Here is a 26,622-nt window from a genome sequence, read left to right on the forward strand (position 1 = left end):
GAGGGTTTCCTCCGCTTTGCTGTGTGTCACTAGGGGATGCACACCACGGTAGAAAGAGAGGCAGACGGCGGACAAGAAAAGAAGGCTGCGTAGATGCGCAGCATCGCTGCGTTGTTCGAGGTCAATACGCACGATTCCTGCGCATGCCTCGCCTCATTCCGGTGCAGCGTGAGTCGCGCCCGCTTCCGGGCTTTCCGGGAGCAGGTGGGACAGCACCATCACGCTGATCGTCTTCCGGATGAACGGCTCGACCCGGATCCGCTCCAGCACCTCCTCGAAGTGCTCCACGTCCCGCGCCCGCACGTGCAGCAGCGCGTCGGCGCCGCCGGTGACCGTCATGGCCGCGGTGATCTCGGGATGGTTGCGCACGACCTCGGCCAGCCGCCGGGGCGGGGCCGCACCCTCGCAGTACACCTCGACGTACGCCTCGGTGCGCCAGCCCAGTGCCGAGGGCTTGACCGTCGCCGTGAACCCGGTGATCACCCCGGTCTCCCGGAGCCGGTCCACGCGCCGCTTGACCGCGGTCGCGGACAGCCCGACGCCCGCGCCGATCTCGGCGAAGCTGGTCCGGGCGTTCACCATCAGCGCGGTGATGATCTTGCGGTCGAGGTCGTCGAACGAGGGTGTCCTGCTGTTCATGCGGGCACTGTAGTCAGCCCCGCCGGACAGCTCGCCTCACGACTGGGTGACGACCATGGCGAGCGTCAGCAGCCCCAGCACCACCCATCCGAACCACAGCCAGCCGTTGCTGCCGAGCGCGACCGTGTAGGCGGTCACGACGACGAGCCCGCCGACCGTGAGAGCCCCCATCGCCTTGGTGGAACCGTTCGTGGAACCGGGCATCGCGACACCCTCCTCTTGGTCCGTCCATGACCATGGTGCCCCGGTTCCCGCCCGGACGGGACCGCTCCGGCCGACTCTCGCGTGCGGCTCAGCTCTCGCGTGCGTTGAGCGAGGCCAGATAGGCGTTGTACGCCTCCAGCTCCTTGTCACCGTCCCGGTCCGCGGCCCGGTCCTTGCGCCTGGCCTGCCGCTGCTCGGAGCCGTACCACTGGAACAGCAGCGCGATCAGCACCAGCACGGACGGGATCTCGCTGAACGCCCAGGCGATGCCGCCGGCCGCGTTCTGGTCGGACAGCGCGTCGATGCCGAGCGAGGCGGGCGGGTGCTCGAAGGTGCTCACCATCGGCGCCGTGGCCATCATCAGCGCGATACCGAAGAAGGCGTGGAACGGCATGCCCGCGAACAGCTCCAGCATCCGCATCACGTATCCGGGCCGGTGCGGACCCGGGTCGACGCCCATGATCGGCCAGAAGAACACCATGCCCACGGCGAAGAAGTGCACCATCATCGCGATGTGCCCGGCCTTCGACCCCATCAGGAAGTCGAACAGCGGGGTGAAGTACAGGACGTACAGGCTCGCGATGAACATCGGGATAGTGAACGCCGGGTGCGTGACGATCCGCATGTAGCGGCTGTGCAGCAACGCCAGCAGCAGCTCGCGCGGGCCCTTGCGGCCCCGGCCGGCGGTCGGCAGCGCGCGCAGCGCCAGCGTGACCGGCGCGCCGAGCAGGATCAGGATCGGCGACAGCATGCTGATCACCATGTGCTGCACCATGTGCACGCTGAACATCACCATGCCGTAGTCGTTCAGCTTCGTGCACATCACCAGGGCGACGGTCAGCACACCGACGACGTACGCCACGGTACGGCCGACCGGCCAGGCGTCCCCGCGCCGCCGCAGCCGTACCACACCCCAGCCGTACAGGGCGAGCCCCGCCAGACAGGCCACGAGGAAGAACGGGTCGGCGGACCACTCCAGCCCCCGTCCCAGCGTGAACGGCGGCAGATCCATCATCATGCCGTGTCCGCTGTGATCCATCCGGCGGCTCCTGATTCGTGGGGGTTGTGCGAGTTGTCCGCCCCAAGAGTAGAACCGCCCCCGGTCACGGCCGTGACCGGGGGCGGGTTGTCCTCGGGTGAACTACAGGACGCACTCCGCCTCGTCGTACCGCTCCACCGGAACGGTCTTCAGGGTCTCGACGGCCTCCGCCAGCGAGACCATCACGATGTCCGTCCCGCGCAGAGCCGTCATCTGCCCGAACTCACCCCGATGCACGGCCTCCACGGCGTGCCAGCCGAAACGGGTCGCCAGCACCCGGTCGTACGCCGTCGGCGTGCCACCCCGCTGCACATGACCCAGGATCACCGGCCGCGCCTCCTTGCCGAGCCGGTGCTCCAGCTCGACCGACAGCTGCCGGGCGATCCCGGCGAAGCGCTCGTGGCCGTAGATGTCCTTGCCGCCCTCGTCGAAGTCCATCGTGCCGGCCTTCGGCTTGGCGCCCTCGGCCGCGACGACGATGGCGAACCGCTTGCCCGCCTCGAACCGCTCGCCGACCTTCTGCGTCAACTCCTCGATGTCGAAGGGCCGTTCCGGGACGACGATGGCGTGGGCGCCGGCCGCCATGCCGGAGTGCAGCGCGATCCAGCCCGTGTGCCGGCCCATGACCTCCACGATCAGCACGCGCTGGTGGGACTCGGCCGTGGTCTTCAGCCGGTCCAGGGCCTCCGTCGCCACGGTGACGGCCGTGTCGAAGCCGAAGGTGACGTCCGTGACAGCGATGTCGTTGTCGATGGTCTTGGGCACGCCCACGATCGGCAGCCCATTGTCCGACAGCAGCCGGGCCGCCTTCAGCGTGCCCTCACCGCCGATCGGGATGATCGCGTCGAGGCCGAGCTCCGCGACATGCCCCCTGGCCCGCTCGACACCGTCCCGCAGATGCTCCGGGCGGACCCGGGAGGAGCCGAGGATGGTGCCGCCGCGTGCCAGGATGCCGCCCACGGCATCGAGGTCGAGCTTGAGATAGTCGCACTCCAGGAGGCCCTTCCAGCCGTCCCGGAAACCGATGACCTCGTCGCCGTGGTCGGCGACGGCACGGTGCACGACGGACCGGATGACGGCGTTCAGGCCGGGGCAGTCGCCGCCGGACGTGAGGACACCAATGCGCATAGCCCGAATTACCTTCTCAACGTGGGCCGGGTAACCGGACCACGTTGTCCGGCGGATTCCCGGCCACCCTACCGGCGTCAGGGGGTGGCTCCGTAGCGGGCGTCCGCCTGCTGGACGCGCCCGCACATGTGAGCGGACGGGCCGTCAGGCGGGCCCGTTACGAGGCTGCCGGAACGCGCTGAGATGTTGCTGAAGTCTTGCTCTCGCGCCGCTCAAGCAGGCTGCTGCGCAGCAGCGATGCGCTCGTTGCGGAGCGCCTCGTACCAGCGGTCGTCGGTCGGCGGCAGTGCGTTGACGTCGAGCGCCAGCTTCAGCAGCAGGTCGGCGATCAGCGGGTTGCGGGCGAGGACCGGGCCGTGCATGTACGTGCCGAAGACGGTCCCGTTGTACGCGCCCTCCGTGCCGTCCCCGGTGCCGTTGCCGTTGCCGATCTTCACCCGCGCGAAGGGGCGGGCGGTGGGGCCGAGGTGGGTGACGCCCTGGTGGTTCTCGAAGCCGGTCAGCTGTGGCAGGCCCAGTTGCGGGTCGATGTCGGCGAGCACGTCACCGACGCACCGCTCGCCCTCGCCGCGCACGGACACCACGTCGAGCAGGCCGAGACCCGGCTCGCGCTGGCCGAGGTCGTTGATGAACTCGTGGCCGAGGATCTGGTAGCCCGCGCAGACGGAGAAGACGATCGCGCCGTTCTCCACCGCCCGGTGCAGATGCCCGTCCCGGCGCAGCCGCTCGGCCGCGAGCCGCTGCGGGCGGTCCTCGCCGCCGCCGATCAGGTAGATGTCGCCGGAGGTCGGGATCGGCTGGTCGCTGCGCACGTCGAGCCGGGCCACGTCCAGGCCGCGCTGCCGGGCCCGGCGCTCCACGACGAGGGCGTTGCCCTGGTCGCCGTAGGTGCTCAGCAGGTCCGGGTAGATCCACACCAGCCGCAGTTGGTTGTCGCTCATGAGGTGATCGCCCTTCGAAGATCAGTTGCCGACGCGGCGGCGCAGGTCCTGGAACGCGGTGTAGTTCGCGATGACCTCGATCCGGCCCGGCGGGCACATCTGCACGGCCTGGTCGAGGTTCTCGCAGACCTGGAAGTGCTGGTTCGCGACCTCCAGGCGGACGGCGAGGTCCAGCTTCCGGTCGCCGATGACGAAGATCGGGTGGCCGGTCAGCCGGGTGTAGTCGACGTCCCACAGCCAGGAGGTGTCGGTACCGTCGGCGCCGCGCGCGTTCACGGACAGGATCACCGGGGCGGGCGGCGGGTCGATCAGGGAGAACGTCTCCAGCCAGCCGGCGGGGTTCTTGGCCAGCAGCAGCCGCAGATCGCGGTTCTGGAACTGCACGACGTCATAGCGTCCCGCGACGGCCTGCACCTGGTACATCCGCTCCAGGGCGACCTGCGGCGGCACCCCGAAGACGGCGGCGACGGCCGCGGAGGAGGCGGCGTTCGCCTTGTTGGCGCGGCCCGGCAGCTGCAGATGGATGGGCCAGGCGGACCCGTGCGGATCCAGCACGTGGTCCCCGGACAGCGCCCAGGTCGGCGTCGGCCGCCGGAACCCGCACTCACCGCAGAACCAGTCGTCGCCGGGGCGCTGCATCACACCACCGCAGGACGGGCAGGACCAGGCGTCGTCCTTCCACATCTGCCCGGCCGCGACCCAGATGACATTCGGGGACGAGGAGGCGGCCCACACCACCAGCGGGTCGTCGCAGTTGGCCACGACCACGGCCTTGGACCCGGCCAGACCCTCGCGCCAGTTCTCGGCGAGCATCCGGGTCTCGGCGGCACGGTCGAGCTGGTCGCGGGAGAGGTTGAGCAGGGCGATGCACTTCGGGTCGGTGTCCCGGGCCACACCGGCCAGGTACTTCTCGTCGACCTCTATGACACCGAACTTCGCGTCCGAGCCGCCGGCGAGCGCGGAGGTGATACCGGCCGGCATGTTGGCGCCCAGCGCGTTCGACACGACCGGGCCCGCGGCGCGCAGCGCCTCGGCGATCAGCCGGGTGGTCGTCGTCTTGCCGTTGGTGGCGGACACCAGGATGACGTCCAGGTTCTGCGCGAGCCGCGCGAGCAGGTCGGGGTCGAGTTTCAGCGCGACCCGGCCACCGATCACCGATCCGCTGCCGCGCCCCGCGGCGCGCGATGCCGCAGCGACCGCCTTGCCCGCGGTCACGGCCAGCTTGGCCCGCGGCGTGAGCGGGTCCGAGTTGCCTGCCATCAGTTCTCGATCCTCCTTGCGTACGCGCCGCGCCTGGGGCCATCCGGCAGCGTGGTGTGACCTCAGCCTATCGAGATCCGTTCGCACACCCGAATCCCGGCCCACGCCTTGAGCGGCGGGCATGGGCTGAACGAACCGTACCCTTGCCGCCATGCGACACGGTTCCATTCCGGGCGCCCACGGGCGCGTCCGGCCTCTCACCCTGCTCGGCGACGCGGCTTTGCGCGAACAATGCCGGGAAGTCACCGAATTCGGCCCCGAACTGGCGGCCCTCGTGGAGGACCTGTTCGCCACGATGTACGCGGCGCAGGGGGTCGGTCTGGCGGCGAATCAGGTGGGGGTGCCCCTGCGGGTGTTCGTGTACGACTGCCCGGACGACGACGATGTCCGGCATCTGGGACATGTGGTGAACCCGCGACTGGTGGAGGCGGACGGGGTGGTGATCCGGGGCCCGGAGGGCTGCCTGTCCCTGCCGGGCCTGGAGGCGGGCACCGAGCGCTACGACCATGCGGTGGTCGAGGGCTGCACGGTGACGGGGGAGCCGGTCACCGTGCATGGCACGGGGTTCTTCGCACGGTGCCTGCAGCACGAGTACGACCATTTGGAGGGCGGGGTTTATGCGGACCGCCTGACGGGTTGGCGAAAGCGGAGACTGGTGAGGCAGATTTCCAGAGCTTCCTGGCACCGGTGAGGGGGATCTACCCAAAGGGGCGCGGGGAACTGCGCGACCAGCCCCCACGCACCCGCGGTCGAAAAACGACCCTCAGAACCCCGGCCCCCCCATTTTGTCCCCTGCTGCCGCGAGACGACCCCACAACAAATCCGCAAGAGACCGCACCAACTCACCCCGGGAACAAGGGCGTTCCCCCAGCCACCAATCTCCCGCCGCATGCATCATCCCGACGATCCCATGCCCCCACACCCGGGCCAGCTGCTGACTCTCCGGCCCGAGATCCACCCGCTCCTCGATGACCTGAGCCAACTCCTCGCCCATCCTGCGGAGCAACGGCGCCGAATGCTTACCGACGTCGAAGCCCTGGTCGGCACCCCCGCTTCCCTCCGCCGGATGCATCAGGAACCGGTACACCTGAGGCCGTGCCTCGATCGCGGCGAGATAGGTGTCCAGCGTCGACTCCACCCGCTCCCGCCGCTCGGCCGGAGCGTCCAGCGCCGCCCGCAGCGAATCGAGCAGAGCATCCGTGTGCCGCTTGGCCAAGGCGGCGTAAAGGCCACCCTTGTCGCCGAAGTGGCGGTAAAGGATCGGCTTCGTGATACCGGCTTCCGCGGCGATCGCGTTCATCGACGCCTGCGGGCCGTCGCGCAGCACCACCCGGTCGGCGGCCTCCAGCAGCTCGCGCCGTCGGCGGTCGGCGGACCGCTGCTGATCGGTCCGCTGTGTGGTGTCCATGAGCTCTCCCCACCCGTGCTGATTCGGTGACGCCTGCGCAAACTAACACTGACTGTGCCCCTGACATCGAACGGGATGCCGAGACGTCATCACCGGTTGACTTTTCCTACCCGCCGGTAACAGACTCGTGTTACCGCTAGTAACATCGCACTGCCGCCGCTGGAGGGGACATGGCCGAGTTCACCATGGAGCTGAACGACGAACAGAAGGAAGTCCGGGACTGGCTCCATGGCTTCGCCGCCGACGTGATCCGCCCCGCGGCCGCAGAGTGGGACGAGCGCGAGGAGACTCCCTGGCCGGTCATCCAGGAGGCCGCGAAGGTCGGCATCTACTCCCTCGACTTCTATGCGCAGCAGTACTTCGACCCCACCGGCCTCGGCATCCCGATGGCCATGGAGGAGCTGTTCTGGGGCGACGCGGGCATCGCCCTGTCCATTGTGGGCACCGGCCTCGCCGCCGTGGGCGTTCTCGCCAACGGAACCGAGGAACAGATCGGCACCTGGATCCCGCAGATGTACGGCGACGTCAACGACGTCAAGGTCGCCGCGTTCTGCTCCTCCGAGCCCGACGCCGGCTCCGACGTCGCCTCCATGCGCACGCGTGCCGTGTACGACGAGGCCAAGGACGAGTGGGTGATCAACGGCACGAAGACCTGGGCGACCAACGGCGGCATAGCCAACGTCCACGTCGTCGTCGCCAGCGTCGATGCGGAGCTGGGCTCCAAGGGCCACGCCTCCTTCATCGTCCCGCCGGGCACGCCGGGCCTGGCCCAGGGCCAGAAGTTCAAGAAGCACGGCATCCGCGCCTCGCACACCGCCGAGGTCGTCCTCGACAACGTCCGCGTCCCCGGTTCCTGTCTGCTCGGCGGCAAGGAGAAGCTGGACGAGCGGCTGGCCCGGGCCCGGGAGAAGGCCGCGAAGGGCGGCGACCGCGTCAAGAACGCGGCGATGGCCACGTTCGAGGCGTCCCGTCCGGCCGTCGGCGCCATGGCGGTCGGCACCGCCCGGGCCGCGTACGAGGTCGCCCTCGACTACGCGAAGACCCGGGAGCAGTTCGGCCGGCCGATCATCGACAACCAGGGCGTGGCCTTCCAGCTGGCGGACATGCGGACGCAGATCGACGCGGCGCGGCTGCTGGTCTGGCGTGCGTCGTGGATGGCGGTCAACGGCAAGCCGTTCACCGCGGCCGAGGGGTCGATGTCCAAGCTGTTCGCGAGTGAGACCGCGAAGAAGGTGACCGCCCAGGCCATCCAGATCCTGGGCGGCAACGGGTACACCCGTGAGTACCCGGTCGAGCGGATGCACCGGGACAGCGCCATCTACACGATCTTCGAGGGCACGAGCGAGATCCAGCGGTTGGTGATCTCCCGCACTCTCTCGGGCATGCCCATCCGCTAACGATGCCTGAGCGGCGTCAGCTGCTCGATGTCGTACTTGGTCCGCAGGGCCTCGATGGCCTCCTGGTCCGGCGGACCCCCGGTGCCGAGGATCTCCAGCAGCTCCTCGAAGTAGCGTTCGTGATCCGGTGGCGGACTCGCCTGGAAGAACATCTTCGCGGGCGTGTCCGTCGGGTTCGCGAACGCGTGCGGGCACCCGGGGGGTACGACGATGACCGTGCCCGGAGTCGCCCGCACCGCGCGGTTGCCCGAACTCGACTCCCACCTCTGCCAGTTGTCGGGGGTGCGGACGAGCGGCTCGAAGGCGAGGACGTCCAGTTCGCCCTCCAGGACGTAGAACAGCTCCTCGCTGCGCGTGTGCACATGCGCGCCCACGTCGAAGCCAGGCGGGACCTCCACCTCGAAGGTGGAGGCCATCCTCGAGTGCGTGCCGGTGACCTTGAACGTCACCCGCTGAGCCGGTGTCTCGACGACACGGCCGTGGCCCGGCGGTACGTACAGTCCCTCGGTCTCCGTCATCGCGCACTCACCAGGTCACCGGAAGGGCCTCGGGACCCCGGATCAGCGCGCCCTTCTTGAAGGGCACCTTCTCCGGCGCCACGGCCAGCCTCAGGCCGGGAATCCGGTCCAGCAGGGCGTCCACCATGAGTTCCTCCTCCAGCCGGGCCAGCATGTTGCCGGGGCAGAAGTGTGGGCCGAAGCCGAAGGAGACGTGCGGGTTCGGGCTGCGGGAGAAGTCGATGGTCTCCGGGTCGGGGAAGACGTCCGGGTCGCGGTTGGCGGCCAGGTAGGAGTTGTACACCGCGTCGCCGGCGCGGATCCGCACGCCCCGGATCTCCACGTCCTCCAGGGCGATCCGGGACAGGCCGACCGCGTTGCGGTGCGGGATCCAGCGCAGGAGCTCGTCGATCGCCCTGGGGCGGATCTCCGGCTGCGCGCGCAGCCGCTCCACCAGGTCGGGTCGGGTCAGCAGCAGATAGAACATCTGCCCGCTGTTGTTGGTGACCGCCTCGCCGCCGATCTGGAGGAGACCGGCCAGTCCGACGGCCTCCTCCAGGGTGACCTCGCCCCGGCCGACAGCGGCGCCGAGCAGCGAGGTGACGTCCTCGCCCGTGCTGTTCTCGCGCAGCCCGATCAGGTCGGAGAAGTAGGCGGCCATCTCCCGTTTGGCCTTCTCGCTGATCTCCTTGCCGTTGGAGGAGGACAGGATGAGCTGGGTCCAGGTGTGCATGGTGTGCCGGTCGGCGGCCGGGACGCCCATCATTTCGCAGATCACCGCGATCGGGAACGGGCTGAGGATCGTCGCCGTGAGATCGGCGGGCGGGCCGTCCTGGAGGAGTTCGTCGACCAGCTCCTCCAGCATGGCGCGTGCCTTCTCCCGTACCCGTTCCACGCCCTTCGCGGTGAAGGCGGCCGCCACCGAGCGGCGCAGCCGGGTGTGGTCGGGCGGGTCGAGGAAGCCGACCGCGCCCGGATCGGGGATGAAGTGCGGGGCCAGCCGGGTGACCGGCTTCTTCATCACCTCCTCTCGGCTGAAGCGGGGGTCGTTGGTCACCATGCGCACGTCGTCCATCCGGGTCACCAGCCAGGCCCAGCCCTCGCCGTTGGGCAGCTGGATGCGGGTGACCGGTCCTTCGCGCATGAGCTCTCTCAGCACCGGGTCGAAGTCCGTCCCGGTCAGGTCGAGCGCCGGCCAGTGCCGGATCGGGGGCAGGGTCTCGGTGAGCGTCTCTTCGGTCATGCCGTACTCAAGCCGTCTCTCGGTGTTCAGCTGCGCCAGCGGCCCAGCGTCATTTCCGCGGTGATGCCGGGTCCGAACCCGGCGAGGAGCCCGCGCGCCCGGTGCTGGGTGCCGCCCTCGTCGAACATCCGTCGCAGCGCGTCCAGCACGACGCCGGAGGCGATGTTGCCGTACTCGGTGAGGGTGGCCCGGCTGAACCGGAAGGCGTGCGGGTCGACCTGGAGGAACTTGCTGAGGTCGTCGAGGATGCGCGGCCCGCCCGCGTGGACGATGTAGAAGTCCAGGTCGGAGGCGTCCCAGCCGTGCATGCCCGCGAGGTCCTGCAGCGCCGGGGCCAGCGGCTCCATGGTGGCCGGCACCCGCTTGTCGAGCAGGAAGTGGAAGCCGGTCGCCCGGACGTCGTACATGATCCACTCCTCGGTCTTCGGGATCAGGTACGAGCCGTTGCGTTCCAGCTCGACGCCGGTGCCGCCCTTGCCGCGGACCACGGCGGCGGCTATGCCGTCACCGAACAGGCCGTTGGAGAGCAGCGAGCCCACGCCCAGGTCGGTGGGCTGGTAGCACAGCGAGCAGAACTCGCAGGCCACGATCAGCGCGTTGGCGTCCGGGTAGGCCGTGCAGAAGTCGTGCGCGCGGTTGATCGCCGCGCCGCCGGCCGCACAGCCCAGCTGGGCTACGGGAAGCTGTCGGGTGGTCGAGTCGAAGTCCATCTCGTTGATCAGCCACGCCGTGAGCGAGGGCATCATGAAGCCCGTGCACGAGACGTAGATGATCACGTCGATGTCGGTGGTCAGGAGTTCCGCGTCGTCGAGCGCGCGCTGGATCACCGCGGGGACCCGGGCCTTGGCCTCGGCCTCGTAGAGCTTGTTGCGCTCCTCGAACCCGGGGTGCTTGAGGGTCTCCTCGATGGGCTGCACTATGTGCCGCGTCTTCACACCCGTGTTCTCGATCAGCCGCAGTGCGAGCGGCAGTTGGGGGTGGTCCGCGTGACGCGACCGCGCCAGTTCCAGCGTCTCCTCCATCGTGATCACGTGCTCCGGCACCGACACCGTTGGTCTGCACAAAGTCGCCATGAACCGTGCCTGCTTTCAGCCTTCCGGAAGGCCTGCGCCCGCCGGTCAGAGGGTCGTTCACCTCAGGAGGTGGTCCACCCACGATCACTCGACCTGGCGACGATCTCGCGCCGAACTACTCCAGACCGGGGACCCGGCGTCAGGGGCGCGTAGGAAACCGCACGTCCGCGGGAGGGAGAACACCATGACGGCATCGGCCGAGGATCTGCTGCAGAACCCCCTCCAGGGCACTCGCCCCCGTCCCCGCGGCCAACCCCTTCGTTCCCCCTGTGGAACGCGGCGAGGCGCCTGCGGCGGACGCCGGCCCGTCCCGCCCTGGGATCGGCAGTCGACTGGTTCGGGCATCTGGCCCAGCGCGCCGAGCGGGCCGCGGCGGGCGTGGAATCGGCGGCACGGGACCTGACCGTCTTCGCCCGGGCCGGCGGCGTGGCCGAGGACCGCTTCCGGACGTATGTCCCTCTGGCGGGCTGCCAGGTCTACCTGCCTCCGCGTCGCGGCGGGCCTGCGGCGGACGCCGGCCCGGCCGGCCCTGGATCAGCAGTGGGTGATCTCCGCCGACCGCCACTCGTTCGGGCATCTGGCCCAGTGCGCCGAGCCGGCCGCGGCGGGCGTGGAATCGGCGGCACGGGACCTGACCGGCTTCGCCCGGGCCGACGGCGTGGTTTACCCCGCCTCCGCGTCGCGACGGGCTTGCGGCGGACGCCGGCCCGTCCAGCCCTGGATCAGCAGTCGACTCGTCCGGGCATCTGGCCCAGCGCGCCGAGCCGGCCGCGGCGGCCGTGGAATCGGCGGCACGGGACCTGACCGGCTTCGCCCGGGCCGGCGGCGTGGCCGAGGACGGCTTCCGGACGTATGTCCCCCTGGCGGGCTGCCAGGTCTACCCCGCCTCCGCATCGCTACGGCTTCGGTGCCGCCGCGTGCGCCTTCTTCGACCTCTTCGCCCCGCCGTACCTACGGAAGCCTGCTTCAGGCATACGAGGGAATGTTCTGGACTCCGTCGGGCTAAGGCGCCCCACTGCTGTGCGCAATGCACGCCACATCAATGCGATCGGCCAGCTTGGCCAGCTCGATGGTCAGCGCAGCAACCGTGTCCTCGTCCAACCCCGGCTCCCCGGCCTCGACAAGCCGCAGCCACCGCCCGCCCACGGTCCGCAGCAACTTACTCACGTCGGCCGCAGACACCTGCAAGGTACCGCGGTCGTCGACGATCAGAGGCAGGGTCACTTCGCGGGTCACAAAAGGGGATGGTAGCCGCGCAGCGCTCACGCACCCTGCCAAACCGTGGTGATGTTGCAGAACTCGCGGATCCCGTGCCCGGACAGCTCACGCCCGTACCCGGACCGCTTGACCCCGCCGAACGGGAACGCCGGATGCGAGGCCGTCATCCCGTTGACGAACACCGAACCGGCCTCCAGGTCGCGTGTGAACCGCTCCACCTCGCTCTCGTCCCGTGTCCACACATTGGAACTCAACCCGAACAACGAGTCGTTGGCGATGAGCAGCGCCTCGTCCAGGTCGCCGGCCCGGTACAGGGTGGCGACCGGCCCGAACGCCTCCTCCCGGTGGATGCGCATCTCGCGGGTGATCCCGGCCAGCACGGTCGGCGGGTAGTACCAGCCCGGCCCGTCCGGCCGCTCGCCGCCGCACATCACCTCGGCCCCGCTGCGCCGTGCGTCGTCGACCAGCTCCTCCAGATCCTTTCGCCCCTGCTCGCTGGAGAGCGGCCCGACCTCGGTGTCCTCCTCCAGCGGATCACCGACCTTGAGCGCCCTCATACCCGCGACGAACTTCTCGGCGAAGGCGTCGTAGACATCGGTGTGCACGATGAACCGCTTGGCGGCGATGCAGGACTGCCCGTTGTTCTGCACGCGCGCGGTGACCGCCACCTCGGCCGCCCGGTCCAGGTCGGCGGAGGGCAGCACGACGTACGGGTCGCTGCCGCCCAGCTCCAGCACCGTCTTCTTGATCATCTCCCCGCAGGTGGAGGCCACCGCCCGGCCCGCCGGCTCGCTGCCGGTGAGCGTCGCCGCCTTCACCCGCTCGTCGCGCAGGATGTCGTCCACCGCGCCCGCGCCGATCAGCAGCGTCTGGAAACAGCCCTCCGTGAAGCCCGCCCGGTGGAACAGGTCCTCCAGGTACAGCGCCGTCTGGGGGACGTTGGAGGCGTGCTTGAGCAGGCCCACGTTGCCCGCCATCAGCGCGGGCGCGGCGAACCGGATCACCTGCCAGAGCGGGAAGTTCCAGGGCATCACCGCGAGGACGGGTCCCAGCGGCCGGTACCGCACCCGGACCCGGGACGCGCCGGAGTCCGTCACGTCCGCCTCGGCGGGCTCCTCGTCGGCCAGCAGTCCCTCGGCGCGTTCGGCGTACCAGCGCATCGCCTTGGCGCACTTCGCGGCCTCCGCGCGGGCCTGCTTGATCGGCTTGCCCATCTCGGTGGTCATCACCCTGGCGACCTCCTGCCGGTCCTCGTCCAGCAGATCGGCGGCCCTCAGCAGCAGCCGGCCACGGTCGACGAACGACATCGTCCGGTAGGTGCGGAACGTGGCCTCGGCGAGCTGGAGCCGGCGTTCCAGCTCTTCCTCGCCCATGGGCTCGTACGTCTTGAGCGTCTCGCCGTTCGCCGGGTTCACCGTCGCGATGGGCATGGCTGACCTCCCTGGGAGCGGGCTTGCTTAGACCTTCGCGCGCGGTACGGCCGTACGCAACGCGTGGCGTCCCTTCAGGCCGAGTGCTCCGCCAGCCGGTCGAGAAACGCGGTCTGCGCCGTGATGATCAGCTCCCGGGCCCGGTCCAGGCCGAGCCACGCCACGCGGTCCAGTTCCGGGAACTCCTGCATCCGGCCGGACCGCGGCGGCCACTCCATGGTGAAGGTGCCGGGGCTGAAGCCGCTCAGGTCCGGGTCCGCCTCGACGGCCCACGCCGTGACGACCTTGCCGTTGCGCTGCGCCACCTCGCCCAGCGGTACGGCCTTCCCGTCGGGCGGCGCCACCCCCAGCTCCTCCTGGAACTCGCGCCGGGCGGCCTCCCAGGCGGGCTCGTCGGGCTCGTACTCGCCCTTGGGGACGGTCCACGCACCGGCGTCCTTCTTCGCCCAGAGCGGACCACCCATATGGCCGAGCAATACCTCCAGTCCCTCATCGGTATGCCGGAACAACAGCAGTCCCGCGCTGCGCTTCGTCGCGCGCACCGTCATGGCCTGACCTCCGGGTGGGCCGCCAGCAGGGCCTCCACGGTATCGGCCTCCTCGGGCCGTTTGTCCTCGCGGTAGCGGACCACGCGGGCGAAGCGGAGGGTGACGCCGGCCGGGTAGCGGGAGGAGCGCTGGAGTCCGTCGTAGGCGATCTCCACGACGAGTTCGGGGCGGACCCGGACCACCCAGCCGTTGTCCTCGACCGCCAGCTCCTGCAGCCGCTCGGTCTGCCAGGCGAGCATCGCGTCGGTCATGCCCTTGAAGGTCTTGCCCAGCATGGCGAAGCTGCCGTCGGGGTTGCGGGCACCCAGGTGGAGGTTGGAGAGCTTGCCCTTGCGGCGGCCGTGGCCCCACTCGGCGGCCAGCACCACCAGGTCGAGGGTGTGCACGGGCTTGACCTTCAGCCAGGCGGCGCCGCGCCGGCCTGCGCTGTACGGCGCGTCCAGCGCCTTGACCACCACGCCCTCGTGCCCGCGGGCCAGGGTCTCGGCGAGGAACCGTTCCGCCTCCGCGATGTCCCCCGGCCCCGAGGCGACCGTCCGGCGCACCCGCATCGGCTCGGGCACCAGCCGGGCCAGCTCCGCGTGCCGCTCGGCGAAGGGCAGGTCCAGCAGATCGGTGCCGTCGACCGACAGGACGTCGAAGAAGACGGGGGAGACCGGGGTCTGCCCGGCGGCCTTCGCCACATCCGTGCGGGAGCCGACCCGGCCCGCCGTCTCCTGGAAGGACCGGGGCCGCCCGGCCGCGTCGAAGGAGATCACCTCGCCGTCCAGGATGAACCGCTCGCCCCGCAACTCCCGTGCGGCGGAGGTCACTTCGGGCAGCCGGTCGGTGATGTCGTCCAGGGTCCGGGTGTGCACCCGGACCAGGTCGCCGTCCCGGTGGACCTGCACCCGGATGCCGTCCAGCTTCTCCTCCACCGCGCAGGCGCCCAGCTTCTCCACGGCCTCGGCCACCGAGGACGCGCTGTGCGCCAGCATCGGCAGCACCGGGCGGCCCACGGTGAGCCGGAACCGCTCCAGCGCCCCGGGCCCCTCCGCGAGCAGGGCCTGCGCGACCGTCTGCAGCGACCCGGCGAGCATCACCGCACGGCGTACCGCGGTCGGGTCGGCACCGGTCGCTTGCGCGAGGCCCTCCACGGCGACCGCGTCCAGCGCGCCCTGCCGCACCTCGCCGGTGAGCAGGCCGAGCAGAAAACGCTGCTCCTCCTCGGTGGCCGCGCCCATCAGCTCGCCGACGAGCCGGACCCGCTGTGCCTGCGAGCCCGGCCCCGACACCTTGCCCAGCTCGCTGAGCAGGGCGTCGACCTCCCGGACCGTGAGCGTGGGCGCGCCGGCCGGCGGCACCGGGCGGCTGAGCACCTTCCAGCCGACGCCGAGCCGGCCCTGCGGCAGCCGTCCGGCCAGGTACGGAATGACGATCGGCACGTCGTCCGCCTCCGCCTCCCGGAACAACTCGGCGAGCAGCGCCGTCTTGCGGGACCGGGCCGCCGTCGCGGCGACCTCCCGGGACACCTGGGCGAGCCGGGTCAGCAGCATGCAGTCATCGTGCACCGGGGGAGCGGCGGCTACACCCGGACGGAGTCGAGGTCGGCCATCAGCAGCTCCCCGTTGATCGCCGCCCCTGCCCGGTACCCCCGGCTCGCCGCGTTGATCACCTGTTCGGCGAATCCGCTCGCGTTGCCCGCCGCCCACAGGCCGGGCACGGTCGTCAGGCCCCGCTCGTCGATCACCGGATAGGCGCCGAACGGCGTCTCGCGCAGCTCGGCGCCCAGCCGCACCAGCAGGTGGTTGTTCGGTACGGCGCGTGGGGCGGCGTACATCACCTCTCGGTCGTGGACCGTGCCGTCTTCGAGCCGGACCCCGGTGAGCCGGTCGCCGGCGACGAGGACTTCCGCGACCTTGCCGGGTACGACCGCGACCCCGGCGGCGGCCAGCCGGCGCAGGTCGTCGTCCGTCAGCTGCGACTCGCTCACCTCGTGCAGGAAGAACCGCACGTCCTTGGACCACTGGGTGACCATCAGCGCCTGGTGCACGCTCAGCGGCGAGGTCGCGAGCACCCCGGTCGGCAGGTCGCGGGCCTCCCAGCCGTGGCAGTACGGGCAGTGCACCACGTCCCGGCCGAACCGCTCGGCCAGCCCCGGGACGTCCGGCAGCTCGTCCTTCAGCCCCGTGGCGATCACCAACTGCCGGGCCCGGACCGTCCCTCCGCTCGCGAGTACGACGGTGAAGTCCTCGTCCCTGGCCGCGTCCACGACCCGGTCCCGCACCAGCTCCACTCCGTAGCGGGCGATCTCCTCGCGGCCGATGGCCAGGAACTCGGCCGGGGACATGCCGTCCCGGGAGAGATAGCCCCGCATGTACGCGGACGGCGCGTTGCGCGGCTCGCCCGTGTCCACGACCAGCGTGCGGCGCCGGGCGCGGCCGAGGACCAGCGCGGCGGACAGACCGGCGGCCCCGCCGCCGACGACGACTGCTTCGTACCTGTTGTTCTCGGTGTTCCGGGTCATGCCGCGACGGTCGCTCGGCTGCTGCGGCATTGACAAACGTATTTGCCGTTCCTGCAATGGTCGCCATGAGCACAGACGACGTACTGGCCGAAGTGGGCGCCCGGCTGCGACGCATCCGCAAGGAGCGGGAGGTGACCCTGGCCGCGCTGTCCGAGGCCACCGGCATCTCGGTCAGCACCCTCTCCCGGCTGGAGTCCGGCCTGCGCAAGCCCAGCCTCGAACTGCTGCTGCCGATCGCGCAGGCCCACCAGGTGCCGCTGGACGAGCTGGTCGGCGCGCCACCGGTGGGGGACCCGCGGGTGCGGTCCGAGCCGATCGTGCGGGGCGGGCGCACCCACTGGCCGCTGACCCGCCAGCCGGGCGGCCTGCAGGCCTTCAAGGTGCTGGAACCGCAGCGGAAGCAGGAGCCGGACCCGCGCACCCACGAGGGCTACGAGTGGCTGTATGTGCTCTCCGGCCGGCTGCGGCTGGTCCTCGGTGAGCACGACGTCGTGCTGTCGGCGGGGGAGGCCGCAGAGTTCGACACGCGCGTGCCGCACTGGTTCGGGTCGACGGGCCAGGGGCCGGTGGAGTTCCTCAGTCTGTTCGGGCCGCAGGGCGAGCGGATGCACGTGCGGGCACGGCCCAGGCGGAAGTGACGCGGCCGACTGTTCCCTGATCGGCAAGCGACCGCTTAGTATGCGATCGGACCCGGTCAGACGAAGCAGTCCCTGGAGGCCCCGCATGCAGGCATGGCAAGTGCACGAGAACGGCGAGCCGAGTGAGGTGATGCGCCTGACGCAGGTGGAGCCGCCCACGCCGGGCGACGGCCAGGTGCGCTTGCGCGTGCGTGCCGCCAACATCAACTTCCCGGACGCGCTGCTGTGCCGGGGGCAGTACCAGGCACGCCCGCCGCTGCCGTTCACGCCCGGCGTGGAGATCTGCGGCGAGACCGAGGACGGCCGCCGGGTGATCGCCAACCCCGCGCTGCCCTACGGCGGCTTCGCCGAATACGCCCTCGCCGACGCCCGTGCCCTGCTGCCCGCGCCCGAGGCGCTGGACGACGCCGAGGCCGCCGCGCTGCACATCGGCTACCAGACCGGCTGGTTCGGCCTGCACCGCCGGGCCCGCCTGGAGGCGGGCGAGACCCTGCTGGTGCACGCCGCCGCCGGAGGAGTCGGCAGCGCCGCCGTCCAGCTGGGCAAGGCGGCCGGGGCCACCGTGATCGGAGTCGTCGGCGGCGCGGACAAGGCCGCCGTGGCCCGCGAGCTGGGCTGTGACGTGGTGGTCGACCGCCGCTCCGAGGACGTGATCGCGGCCGTGAAGGAGGCCACCGGCGGCCGGGGCGCCGACGTGATCTACGACCCCGTGGGCGGCGAGGCCTACGCCCAGTCCGCCAAGCTCGTCGCCTTCGAGGGCCGGATCGTCGTGGTCGGCTTCGCGAGCGGCACCATCCCCAGCCCGGCCCTCAACCACGCGCTGGTGAAGAACTACTCGATCCTCGGCCTGCACTGGGGCCTGTACGCCACCAAGAACCCGAAGCTCATCCTGCGCTGCCACGAGGAACTGACCGAGCTGGCCGCCCGGGGCGCGATCAGGCCACTGGTGAGCGAGCGGGTGCCGCTGAGCGAGGCGGCCGCGGCCGTGCAGAAGGTGGCGGACGGTCGCTCCATCGGCCGGATCGCCGTCGTGATGGAGGGAGCAGCATGACCGACGCCGAAGAACTGCGCCGCCGCACACGGGAGTTGCTGACCCAGCATCCCCCGGCGAGCACCGACCGCCTGGACTTCCTCAGGGCCCGCTTCGACGCCGGCCTCGCCTGGGTGCACTACCCGGAGGGCCTCGGCGGACTGGGCGCGCCCCGCCACCTCCAGGCCGTCGTGGACGCCGAGCTGGAGGCCGCGGGCGCCCCCGACAACGACTCGCGCCGCAACGGCATCGGGCTCGGCATGGCCGCGCCGACCATCCTGAAGTACGGCACGGAGGAGCAGAAGCAGCGCTATCTGCGGCCGCTGTGGACGGGGGAGGAGGTCTGGTGCCAGCTGTTCAGCGAGCCCGGCGCCGGCTCCGACCTGGCCGCCCTCGGCACCCGGGCCGTGCGGGAAGGCGACACCTGGGTCGTCAACGGGCAGAAGGTGTGGACGTCCGGCGCGCACAACGCCCGCTGGGCCATCCTCATCGCCCGCACCGACCCGAGCGCGCCCAAGCACGCCGGCATCACCTACTTCCTCTGCGACATGACCGACCCCGGCGTCGAGGTCCGGCCGCTGCGCCAGATCACCGGCGAGGCCGAGTTCAACGAGGTCTTCCTCACCGACGTCCGCATCCCGGACGCCTGCCGGCTCGGCGAGGTCGGCAACGGCTGGCGGGTCGCCCAGACCACGCTCAACAACGAACGCGTGGCCATCGGCGGCATGCGGCTGCCCCGCGAGGGCGGCATGATCGGCCCGGTCGCCAGGACCTGGCGCGAGCGTCCCGAGCTGCGCACCCACGAACTGCACCAGCGCCTGCTGAAGCTGTGGGTCGAGGCCGAGGTCTCCCGGCTCACCGCCGAACGCCTGCGCCAGCAGCTCGTCGCCGGCCAGCCCGGCTACGAGGGCTCCGGCATGAAGCTCGCCTTCGCCCGCCTCAACCAGGAGATCAGCGGCCTGGAGGTCGAACTCCGTGGCGAGGAGGGCCTGCTGTACGACGACTGGACCATGCGCCGTCCCGAGCTGGTCGACTTCACCGGCCGCGACGCCGGCTACCGCTATCTGCGCTCCAAGGGCAACAGCATCGAGGGCGGGACCAGCGAGGTCCTGTTGAACATCGTCGCCGAGCGGGTCCTCGGCCTGCCCGCCGAGCCGCGCACCGACAAGGACGTCGCATGGAAGGACCTGGCCCGATGACAAAAGCGCCGGACCTGCTGTACTCCGAGGAGGAAGAGGCGCTGCGCGCCGCCGTCCGCGACCTCCTCACGGACCACTGCCCGCCGGCGGACGTCATCGCCCGCACCGAGTCGGACACCCCGCACGACCTCGCCCTGTGGAAGTCCCTCGCCGAAGGCATGGGCCTGGCCGGGCTCCTGGTGCCCGAGGAACAGGGCGGCCAGGGCGCCTCCGCCCGCGAAGTCGCCGTCGTCCTGGAGGAGCTGGGGCGAGCGGTCGCTCCCGTGCCGTACCTCACCAGCGCCGTCGTCGCCACCGAGGCCCTGCTGGCCTGCGGTGACGAGGAACTGCTGGCACAGCTGGCCTCCGGGCGCACCATCGGCGCCCTCGCGGTCGGCCTGCACTCGGCTCCGGGCGCCGCGTTCAAGGCCGTGCGACTGGAAAACGGCACTCTGCACGGGGAGCTGACCGGCATCGCCGACGCGGCCGTCGCCGACGTCCTGCTCGTCCCGGCCGAGGACGGCGGCCTGTACGCCGTGGCCGCGGACGCCGCGACCGTCACCCCGCAGATCTCCTTCGACCTGACCCGGCCGCTGGCGACGGTACGGCTGGAGGGCGCGTCCGGCCGTCGTATCGGCGCCGCCGAACCCGCCGTACGACGCGCCCTGCGCGCCGCCGCCGGACTGCTCGCCGCCGAGCAACTCGGCGTCGCCGACTGGGCGTTGACCGAGACCGTGCGCTATCTCAAGGAGCGCAAGCAGTTCAACCGGCCGGTCGGTGGCTTCCAGGCGCTCAAGCACCGGCTCGCGCAGCTGTGGCTGGAGGTCGTCAACCTACGGGCGGCCGCGCGTGCCGCGGCCGACGCGCTGGCCTCCGGCACGGACACGGATGTGTCGGTCGCCGTCGCCCAGGCCTACGCCGCCCCGGTCGCCGTCCACGCCGCCGAGGAGGCGCTGCAGCTGCACGGCGGCATCGGGATGACCTGGGAACACCCGATCCACCTGTATCTGAAGCGGGCCAAGGCGGACTCGATCGCCTACGGCACGACCGGTGCCCACCGGGAGGCGCTGGCCGAACTGGTCGACCTCCAGGCACCCTGACACAACCCGTGTGAAGCCCGCCCCACCTGGGGCGGGCTTTTCCGTGCGCATGCTCCGCAGAAGTGAACAACGCGCCAACTCCCCGCGGGACAAGGCCTCTTCGACGGCGCGGCCACGCATACTCCCTTCGGTCCCATCCGGCACCTCAAGGGAGGCAGAGCATGGCCCTCACCACCCGTCGCAGAGCCCTCACCACCCTCGGCGCCGCCCTCGCCGGCGCGGTCGCCCTGCCCGCCTCGCAGGTCTGGGCGGGCCCCGCACAGCGCGGTCCGCACCCGCTGTGGAACGCACACGCCCACAACGACTACGAGCATCCCCGGCCGCTGTTCGACGCGCTCGACCACCGCTTCAACAGCGTCGAGGCCGACATCTTCCTCGTCGGTGACCAGCTCCTGATCGGGCACGACAGCTCCGAGCTGGACCCCTCCCGCACCCTCGAATCCCTCTACCTCGACCCGCTCGCCGCCCGGGTCCGGGCCAATCACGGCTCGGTGTACCGGGGTTGGCGCAGGCCGCTGCAGCTTCTGATCGACATCAAGACCGAGGGCTCCTCGACGTACCTCGAGCTCGACCGCCATCTGCGCCGCTACCCGCACCTGTTCACCCGGTACGCGCACGGCCGCGTGCACCCCGGGCCGGTCACCGCCGTCATCTCCGGCGACCGCGCCGCCCGCATCCCCATGCAGGCGCAGGACGAGCGGCGCGCCTTCTACGACGGCCGGCTCACCGACCTCGGCGGCACCGCCCCGGCCACCTTCATCTCGCTGATCAGCGACAACTGGTCGCAGAACTTCACCTGGTCGGGCGCGGGCGCGTTCCCCGACGCCGAGCGGCAGAAGCTGCGGAGCATCACCACCGCCGCGCACGCGCGCGGGCAGCAGGTGCGGTTCTGGGCCACCCCGGACGTCGCGGGCCCCGCCCGCGACGCCCTGTGGACGGAACTGCTCGCCGCCGGTGTCGACTACCTCAACACCGACGACCTGGCGGGCCTGGAGAACTTCCTCGACGCCCGCCCCGCCGCATAACATCACCCGTTTGGGGGACGCGTCAGCCGCCCGGACGAACCCTCCGCTACGCCACACTTGCGGCCGAAACGCCACTCAAGGGGCGTGGCGGAGGAGGTTCCTGGTGGTCATTCCCGTCTCTGCGGTCGTGCTGCTCCTGATCCTGGCCGTGATCTTCATTCGCAACTGCTCGCTGAAGATCTCCCACGCTCTGGTCTGCATGCTGCTCGGCTTCTTCCTGGCCGGCACGAGCATGGCGCCCACCATCCACAGCGGGCTCATGACGACGGCCGACCTGGTGAGTGGTCTGCGGCCCTGAGATCAGCCGGCCGAGAAGACCCCGATGCCGTTGGCGACAGGGCGCTCGGCGCCGCCGCTCGGGTGGTTGCGGACCGTCACGGCGCTCGCCCCGTCGTCGCGGGTGACGAGCTCTGTCGAGCCGCCGCCGTCGAGGTTGAACGCGGTGGACGCACCCAGCGAGCGCATGGTGTCGGCCTCCTCCGCGACCGTCATACCGGTGCGGTACTCGGCGGCTCCGTCGAGCGCCAGGATCAGCAGTCGCCGTCCGCCGCCCTTGAAGCCCACGACCGTGCGCACCGCCGAGGTGGTGTTGTCCAGGCCGGACAGCGCCTCGCCGTTCTCGACGACCGGGAAGCCGCCGATCGCGAAGGCGTACGGCACCCCGGACGAGGCCGCCACCAGCCTGTGCGTCACGCTCACGGCATCCCCGACGGAGAGCTTGCGCAGCCGCCGCGCACCCTCCTCGCGGCCCACCAGGACCGTGGTGCCCGCCGGGATCGGCCCGCTGCCCGGGCTGTCGGAGGCGGAGACCACCCGGCCGCCCCGCACCCTCACCTCGTAGGTGTCGGTGCTGCACGGCGCCGACCGCTGGGTGTCGGTGCCGCACACGGCACGCATCCGGGAGACGCTGCCCCACCGTGCGGTGAAGGCGCCGACGGAGTTCTCCGGGAGCGCGTACTGGTTGAGGCCCTTCAGCGGGAACGTGCCGTCCGGCGTGTCCACGCTGCCGGCGAGGGACAGGCGGTCCAGCCGGGCCCGCCGGTCGATGCCCACACCGAAGACGTCCCGTGTGCTCGTGCCCGGCGGCAGCGCTGGCCCGAAGCGCTGGCCCATCGGCACCGCCGCCTTGAGCACCTGCCCGTCCGCGATCGCCGGTCCCACGCTCGCGCCGGTGGCCGCCACGCCCGGGTGCTGGGTCTCGGTGATGTTGAAGAAGTCACCGTTGACCCCCGCGACCGCCCCGGCCGAGTCCGCCATCCGGGAGACGGTGGCCCGGGCCGCCACCGCGCCGGGGTACAGCAGGTCCACGCGGACGTGCGGATCGGCCAGGTCGACCGTGAGCAGATGGGCGTGTGCCGGGCCCGCGGCCGCGTCGACGTCGAACTGCCGGTAGGTGACACCGGGCGCGATCCGCTTGCCGTCCGGGACGGCACCGGCCGGTGCCGCCCCCGCCAGGGCCGCACCGGCCAGCACGCCGAACGCCGTGACAACCGTGAGAACCGCTCTGCCCGCTGCCGAACGCCTGTGACGTCTGATCACCGTGCCCCCTGATGTCTCGTCAACTGTCCGTGCCGTACGGGTCGTCGTACGGTTACGGGGCAGTGGACCAGAGGGCGGCGACCGCCGGGCCGACTAGGCGTCGACTACGCGAGAACGGGTGAGAAAACGCACCCCCTCGGGTGCTTCCAGCGAGAAGCCGCTGCCCCGTCCGGGTACCACGTCCACGATCAGCCGGGTGTGGCTCCAGGCCTCGTACTGGCTCCGGGACATCCAGAAGGTGACGGGCTCGGCGACACCGTCGACCGTCAGCTCCGCCAGCAGCACGTCAGAGCCGCCGGTGCGGAACTCGCCGTCCGGATAGCACATGGGCGCGCTGCCGTCGCAGCAGCCGCCGGACTGGTGGAACATCAGCGGACCGTGCTCGGTGTGCAGCCGCCGCACCAGGTCCGCGGCCTCGGGAGTGAGTTCGACGCGCGGGGCTTCCTCATCCATGGGTCACCCTCCTGAAGGGCCGGGGCGCGGAACGTGGGACCCGGCCCAGTCTCACGGATCGTCACCGGCCCGTCCAGAACGCCTCGTCGGCCCGCCCGGCCGGGGTCAGCGATGGCTGAGCACGTTCACCACCCGGCCGCCCGGATCGCGCACGAAGAACCGTCGCACGCCCCACTCCTCGTCCGTCAGCGGGTGCACGATCTCCGCGCCGCGGTCCCGCATCGCCGCGTAAGCCGCGTCGACGTCCTCGACCTCGATGCTCAGGTCCGGGGCGACGGGTGCGGTGCGGTCCTCGGTCATCAGGCTGAGCTGCACGGCCGGGTTCTCGGCGGAGGCCAGCGTCATGATCCAGCCGTGGTTCATGACCTCCTCCAACCCCAGCACCCCATAGAACGCGGCGCTCTGCGGCAGCGCGGTCGACTGGAGAACGGGCACCACACGGCGTACAGGCATCTCGCGGCTCCGCTGGTCGGTCGGCTGGTGCGGGAGACGCCAGAGTAGCCCTGTGACCGGCTGAGAGGATGGGCCCATGCATCCTTCGCCCTTCGGCCTGCCCGAGCCGCGCTTCGTCACGGCCGGCGAACATCCGCTCTGGGACGAGGCGCTGGCCGCCGTCAACCGGGACCTGGCCGTGACCCTGCCCGAGCAGCAGCCGCTGCGTCTCGTCGCGTACCCGGGCTTCGCGGAGGACGACGAGGCGGAGCGGTGCCACGTCGCCTTCGCGGACGGCTACTCGCACGGCAACCCCCTGTGGCCGGCCGGTTCCGCCGCCGGAGCCCTCCGGGTCGTGGCCGAGGCCGCGCAGGAGACGGTCATGGAGCGCCTGTGGCAGGCCTGGCCCGTGTGCACCCTGCACGGGCTCGGGATGCACGTGACCGAGGACGCCGGACGCGCGTCCTGGTGGTGCGCCGGGAGTTCCCGGCCCGGCGATCCGGCCCATGTCCGCGCCGGGATAGGGGAGATGGACACGGTCCACCGCCCCCGCCGCCCGAACCGCAAGCGCCGCAAGCCCCGTTGATGTGCCCGGTGCCGGGTCGCCGGACCCGGCCTGAGAGCATCCTCGGATGCGAGAGATCGACGAACTGGTCCAGGTGAACGATCCCGCCTGGCCGGAACTCCGGCAGGCCTTCGCCGCGAGCGCCGTACCCGTCCGGGTCCTGCCCGCCGATCCCGACGAGGGCCGCCGCTGTCTGCTGCAGCTCCAGGTCACCGCGCGCTCGGTGCTCGGCGCGCTGACCCTGCACTGCGGCGGGCTCCTCCTGGACGAGGGATGGGTACGGGTGTACGGCGCGGGCTCGGCCGCGAGCGGGCTGCCGAGCCTCGGCCGGGTCAACGCCTTCCCCGAGCAGCCCGACCCCGGCTGGTACCCGGCGGACGGGCTCGTCGTCGGCCACGACGTGCTCGGCGGCGTGTTCTGCCTCAACGGCCACGACCCGGCCCGCGCCGGCCGCCCCGGCGCGCCCGGACAGATGACGTACTTCGCGCCCGACACCCTGGAGTGGGAGGCGCTGGACATGGGGCACTCCGCCTGGGTGTGGTGGCTGCTGTCCGGTCGGCTGGAGACGTTCTACGACGGGCTGCGCCGGCCGGGCCGGCGCGAGGAGGCGGCGGCCCTCGACCTCGATCAGGGCATCGCCGTCTTTCCGCCCCTGTGGACCAAGGAAGCGCACGAGGATCTCGACGCGACCACCCGGCGTGCGGTGCCGATGCGGGAAGTCCTCGGCATGGCCGCCGACTCCGCCCGGCAGCTGGGCCCGGCCGACCCCGGCTTCCTCGGCGAGGTGTGAGCCCGCGGAGGACACGATCAGGCCCGTCCGTGTACCAGAAGGGCTCGGTGCGGGACGTTCACGGTCCTGCCCGACGATCCGCCGAGGGTGGCCGACACCGATCTGGACGGGACAGCGTGGCACTCTCAGCGGAGCGCTCAGCGGCGGGCACGCCCTTCGCGGCGGGCCCGGCGGGCCTCGAACAGGAGCGGCAGCATCGACAGGGCGACGACCACGGCGACCAGCGGCAGCAGATAGTCGTCGATATGCGGGACCGACGTACCGAGGGTGTAACCGGCGAGGACGAGCAGCTGCGACCACAGCACCCCGCCCACGGTCTGCCAGAGGGTGAAGGTCCGCACAGGTACCCCGAGCACACCGGCCACGGGGTGCAGCACCGTCCGCAGTAACGGCACGAACCGGCCGATGACCAGCGCCTTCCCGTAGCCGTAGCGGGCCAGCAGCTCCTCGGCGCGGGCGGCCGCCGCCTTCACCCGCCCGCTGGAGGTGCGGGCCAGCAGCGCCCGTCCGCCGTGCCGCCCGATCAGATACCCGACCTGCCCGCCCGCCACCGCCCCGACCGCCGCGCACAGCAGCACCTGCCACAACGCCAGCCGGGGCGGCTGATCCGCACTGCCGGCGCACAGCACACCGGCCGGGAACAGCAGGGTGTCACCGGGCAGGACGAAGCCGACGACCAGCAGACCGGACTCCGCGAAGATCACCGCCAGGACGCCGATCGCGCCGAAGGCGGCCAGCACCGAGGCACTGTTCAGCGGATTGACGGCTATCACCTGGCCGCGCCTCCCGGCCTGCTCGCAGGGCTGCTCGCTCATAAGCATCGCCCGGCCACTGCGAAAACGCCCGCCCCGGCGCCGCTGACCCGCTCCGCTCCGTTCCCCTGGGCGGCCCGGCGGGCCGAGCAGCGGATCGCCGGGCCCCGTCGGGTCCCCGGCGGGGTCGTGCGCCGCTACGCCGGCCGCCCGCACACGGCAACCGACCCGGGTCGTCGTGGGCCCGGCCGGCGTACACCACCGCCACATGTCCCGATGCCAGAGTCGTGCTGGACCATGCGCTTGACGCCTCCGCGGTCCATGCCGATCGCCCGCAGCACGCCGATCTCGCGACGGCGTTCCGCGACCGACATGGCCACCGTGTCGACGCCCCCCAAGCGCCGAGCTGATCGTGCTGCTGAAGTCGTCCCGGATGCCTGCTGGTCGTTGATCTCGATGGCCGGGTTGTGGCCGGCGGCGTCCTCCAGCGTCTTCCTCAGCGCGTCGCCCGCCCCGTGCAACCTTGCCGGCTGATGAACCAAAGGATCGGAAAACCCGTCACTAAGCACGTCGGTATTCACCTGATCCA

Annotated in this window: 30 protein-coding genes; 10 read left to right on the forward strand and 20 right to left on the reverse strand. The window is 71.2% G+C overall.

What is annotated here, in order from left to right:
• Window positions 1–153 precede the first annotated feature (153 nt).
• The 6 genes from ACZ418_RS20835 to ACZ418_RS20860 all read right to left on the reverse strand — a co-directional run bounded on the left by ACZ418_RS20835 (window position 154) and on the right by ACZ418_RS20860 (window position 5,211).
• Window positions 154–639, reverse strand: coding sequence for an Lrp/AsnC family transcriptional regulator (locus ACZ418_RS20835; protein ID WP_468364818.1), 486 nt, complete (start codon window positions 637–639; stop codon window positions 154–156).
• A 36-nt stretch (window positions 640–675) separates the two neighbouring features.
• Complete coding sequence (locus ACZ418_RS20840; protein WP_107093214.1) at window positions 676–843, reverse strand: hypothetical protein; 168 nt, start codon at window positions 841–843, stop codon at window positions 676–678.
• 88 nt (window positions 844–931) lie between these two features.
• Entirely contained in the window at window positions 932–1,882 is a 951-nt protein-coding gene (locus ACZ418_RS20845) for a cytochrome c oxidase assembly protein (protein ID WP_468364820.1), read from the reverse strand.
• Window positions 1,883–1,984: 102 nt separating this feature from the next.
• The gene (locus tag ACZ418_RS20850; RefSeq protein WP_468364822.1) at window positions 1,985–3,010 is read right to left on the reverse strand and encodes a 6-phosphofructokinase; all 1,026 of its coding nucleotides are present in this window, start codon (window positions 3,008–3,010) and stop codon (window positions 1,985–1,987) included.
• 212 nt (window positions 3,011–3,222) lie between these two features.
• Complete coding sequence (locus tag ACZ418_RS20855) at window positions 3,223–3,951, reverse strand: type 1 glutamine amidotransferase (protein ID WP_468364825.1); 729 nt, start codon at window positions 3,949–3,951, stop codon at window positions 3,223–3,225.
• Window positions 3,952–3,972: 21 nt separating this feature from the next.
• Complete coding sequence (locus tag ACZ418_RS20860) at window positions 3,973–5,211, reverse strand: DUF1727 domain-containing protein (RefSeq protein WP_468364828.1); 1,239 nt, start codon at window positions 5,209–5,211, stop codon at window positions 3,973–3,975.
• Between the two features lie 151 nt (window positions 5,212–5,362).
• Here ACZ418_RS20860 and def point away from each other — a divergent pair, with 151 nt between their 5' ends.
• Window positions 5,363–5,902, forward strand: coding sequence for a peptide deformylase (def, locus tag ACZ418_RS20865; RefSeq protein WP_468364831.1), 540 nt, complete (start codon window positions 5,363–5,365; stop codon window positions 5,900–5,902).
• Between the two features lie 72 nt (window positions 5,903–5,974).
• Here def and ACZ418_RS20870 read toward each other — a convergent pair whose 3' ends face one another.
• Window positions 5,975–6,619 carry a TetR/AcrR family transcriptional regulator gene (locus ACZ418_RS20870; protein ID WP_468364833.1) on the reverse strand — a complete coding sequence of 215 codons (645 nt, stop codon included), beginning with the start codon at window positions 6,617–6,619 and terminating at the stop codon, window positions 5,975–5,977.
• 170 nt (window positions 6,620–6,789) lie between these two features.
• On the opposite strand from ACZ418_RS20870, the gene ACZ418_RS20875 reads away from it, so the two are divergent.
• Complete coding sequence (locus ACZ418_RS20875) at window positions 6,790–8,016, forward strand: acyl-CoA dehydrogenase family protein (protein WP_468364836.1); 1,227 nt, start codon at window positions 6,790–6,792, stop codon at window positions 8,014–8,016.
• On the opposite strand, the gene ACZ418_RS20880 is transcribed toward ACZ418_RS20875, so the two are convergent.
• From ACZ418_RS20880 to ACZ418_RS20915, 8 genes are all read right to left on the reverse strand, one after another.
• Window positions 8,013–8,534, reverse strand: coding sequence for a cupin domain-containing protein (locus tag ACZ418_RS20880; protein WP_468364838.1), 522 nt, complete (start codon window positions 8,532–8,534; stop codon window positions 8,013–8,015). The two genes, ACZ418_RS20875 and ACZ418_RS20880, sit on opposite strands and share 4 nt — an antisense overlap.
• Before the next feature lie 7 nt (window positions 8,535–8,541).
• On the reverse strand, window positions 8,542–9,756 hold the full coding sequence (locus ACZ418_RS20885; RefSeq protein ID WP_468364841.1) for a cytochrome P450: 1,215 nt from the start codon (window positions 9,754–9,756) through the stop codon (window positions 8,542–8,544).
• 26 nt (window positions 9,757–9,782) lie between these two features.
• Window positions 9,783–10,829: a type III polyketide synthase gene (locus ACZ418_RS20890; RefSeq protein ID WP_468364843.1), complete on the reverse strand. Its 1,047-nt coding sequence runs from the start codon at window positions 10,827–10,829 to the stop codon at window positions 9,783–9,785.
• Window positions 10,830–11,831: 1,002 nt separating this feature from the next.
• Entirely contained in the window at window positions 11,832–12,065 is a 234-nt protein-coding gene (locus ACZ418_RS20895; RefSeq protein ID WP_388632819.1) for a DUF6213 family protein, read from the reverse strand.
• Window positions 12,066–12,091: 26 nt separating this feature from the next.
• Window positions 12,092–13,477 (reverse strand): NADP-dependent succinic semialdehyde dehydrogenase, encoded by a 1,386-nt coding sequence (locus ACZ418_RS20900; protein WP_468364845.1) that lies wholly within the window; start codon window positions 13,475–13,477, stop codon window positions 12,092–12,094.
• 74 nt (window positions 13,478–13,551) lie between these two features.
• A complete protein-coding gene (locus ACZ418_RS20905; RefSeq protein WP_468364846.1) occupies window positions 13,552–14,025 on the reverse strand; it encodes an NUDIX hydrolase in 474 nt (157 codons plus the stop codon).
• Window positions 14,022–15,560 carry an ATP-dependent DNA ligase gene (locus ACZ418_RS20910; protein ID WP_468364849.1) on the reverse strand — a complete coding sequence of 513 codons (1,539 nt, stop codon included), beginning with the start codon at window positions 15,558–15,560 and terminating at the stop codon, window positions 14,022–14,024. The genes ACZ418_RS20905 and ACZ418_RS20910 overlap by 4 nt, the downstream gene beginning before the upstream one ends.
• Before the next feature lie 29 nt (window positions 15,561–15,589).
• Complete coding sequence (locus ACZ418_RS20915; protein ID WP_468364852.1) at window positions 15,590–16,531, reverse strand: NAD(P)/FAD-dependent oxidoreductase; 942 nt, start codon at window positions 16,529–16,531, stop codon at window positions 15,590–15,592.
• Between the two features lie 65 nt (window positions 16,532–16,596).
• Here ACZ418_RS20915 and ACZ418_RS20920 point away from each other — a divergent pair, with 65 nt between their 5' ends.
• From ACZ418_RS20920 to ACZ418_RS20945, 6 genes are all read left to right on the forward strand, one after another.
• Complete coding sequence (locus ACZ418_RS20920; protein ID WP_468364854.1) at window positions 16,597–17,169, forward strand: helix-turn-helix domain-containing protein; 573 nt, start codon at window positions 16,597–16,599, stop codon at window positions 17,167–17,169.
• Between the two features lie 85 nt (window positions 17,170–17,254).
• Entirely contained in the window at window positions 17,255–18,220 is a 966-nt protein-coding gene (locus ACZ418_RS20925) for an NADPH:quinone oxidoreductase family protein (RefSeq protein ID WP_468364856.1), read from the forward strand.
• Window positions 18,217–19,398, forward strand: coding sequence for an acyl-CoA dehydrogenase family protein (locus ACZ418_RS20930; RefSeq protein ID WP_468364858.1), 1,182 nt, complete (start codon window positions 18,217–18,219; stop codon window positions 19,396–19,398). Before ACZ418_RS20925 ends, ACZ418_RS20930 begins: the two co-directional genes overlap by 4 nt.
• Window positions 19,395–20,477, forward strand: coding sequence for an acyl-CoA dehydrogenase family protein (locus ACZ418_RS20935; RefSeq protein ID WP_468364860.1), 1,083 nt, complete (start codon window positions 19,395–19,397; stop codon window positions 20,475–20,477). Before ACZ418_RS20930 ends, ACZ418_RS20935 begins: the two co-directional genes overlap by 4 nt.
• A 161-nt stretch (window positions 20,478–20,638) precedes the next feature.
• Window positions 20,639–21,502 carry a phosphatidylinositol-specific phospholipase C/glycerophosphodiester phosphodiesterase family protein gene (locus ACZ418_RS20940; RefSeq protein WP_468364863.1) on the forward strand — a complete coding sequence of 288 codons (864 nt, stop codon included), beginning with the start codon at window positions 20,639–20,641 and terminating at the stop codon, window positions 21,500–21,502.
• A gap of 109 nt (window positions 21,503–21,611) precedes the next feature.
• Window positions 21,612–21,800: a hypothetical protein gene (locus ACZ418_RS20945; protein ID WP_388632984.1), complete on the forward strand. Its 189-nt coding sequence runs from the start codon at window positions 21,612–21,614 to the stop codon at window positions 21,798–21,800.
• A 2-nt stretch (window positions 21,801–21,802) separates the two neighbouring features.
• Here ACZ418_RS20945 and ACZ418_RS20950 read toward each other — a convergent pair whose 3' ends face one another.
• The 3 genes from ACZ418_RS20950 to ACZ418_RS20960 all read right to left on the reverse strand — a co-directional run bounded on the left by ACZ418_RS20950 (window position 21,803) and on the right by ACZ418_RS20960 (window position 23,947).
• Entirely contained in the window at window positions 21,803–22,975 is a 1,173-nt protein-coding gene (locus ACZ418_RS20950) for a phosphodiester glycosidase family protein (protein ID WP_468364865.1), read from the reverse strand.
• Window positions 22,976–23,134: 159 nt separating this feature from the next.
• Window positions 23,135–23,494 (reverse strand): DUF779 domain-containing protein, encoded by a 360-nt coding sequence (locus ACZ418_RS20955; protein ID WP_468364867.1) that lies wholly within the window; start codon window positions 23,492–23,494, stop codon window positions 23,135–23,137.
• A gap of 105 nt (window positions 23,495–23,599) precedes the next feature.
• Window positions 23,600–23,947: a VOC family protein gene (locus ACZ418_RS20960; protein WP_468364869.1), complete on the reverse strand. Its 348-nt coding sequence runs from the start codon at window positions 23,945–23,947 to the stop codon at window positions 23,600–23,602.
• Between the two features lie 76 nt (window positions 23,948–24,023).
• Here ACZ418_RS20960 and ACZ418_RS20965 point away from each other — a divergent pair, with 76 nt between their 5' ends.
• Window positions 24,024–24,512: a hypothetical protein gene (locus ACZ418_RS20965; RefSeq protein ID WP_468364871.1), complete on the forward strand. Its 489-nt coding sequence runs from the start codon at window positions 24,024–24,026 to the stop codon at window positions 24,510–24,512.
• 46 nt (window positions 24,513–24,558) lie between these two features.
• A complete protein-coding gene (locus ACZ418_RS20970; RefSeq protein WP_468364873.1) occupies window positions 24,559–25,281 on the forward strand; it encodes a DUF2625 domain-containing protein in 723 nt (240 codons plus the stop codon).
• Window positions 25,282–25,418: 137 nt separating this feature from the next.
• On the opposite strand, the gene ACZ418_RS20975 is transcribed toward ACZ418_RS20970, so the two are convergent.
• Both ACZ418_RS20975 and ACZ418_RS20980 read right to left on the reverse strand, forming a co-directional pair.
• Window positions 25,419–26,054 carry a DedA family protein gene (locus ACZ418_RS20975; RefSeq protein ID WP_468365481.1) on the reverse strand — a complete coding sequence of 212 codons (636 nt, stop codon included), beginning with the start codon at window positions 26,052–26,054 and terminating at the stop codon, window positions 25,419–25,421.
• Window positions 26,055–26,230: 176 nt separating this feature from the next.
• A complete protein-coding gene (locus ACZ418_RS20980; RefSeq protein ID WP_468364875.1) occupies window positions 26,231–26,614 on the reverse strand; it encodes a hypothetical protein in 384 nt (127 codons plus the stop codon).
• Window positions 26,615–26,622: the final 8 nt, after the last annotated feature.

It is taken from the genome of Streptomyces sp. NPDC030820 (genome assembly GCF_055572075.1).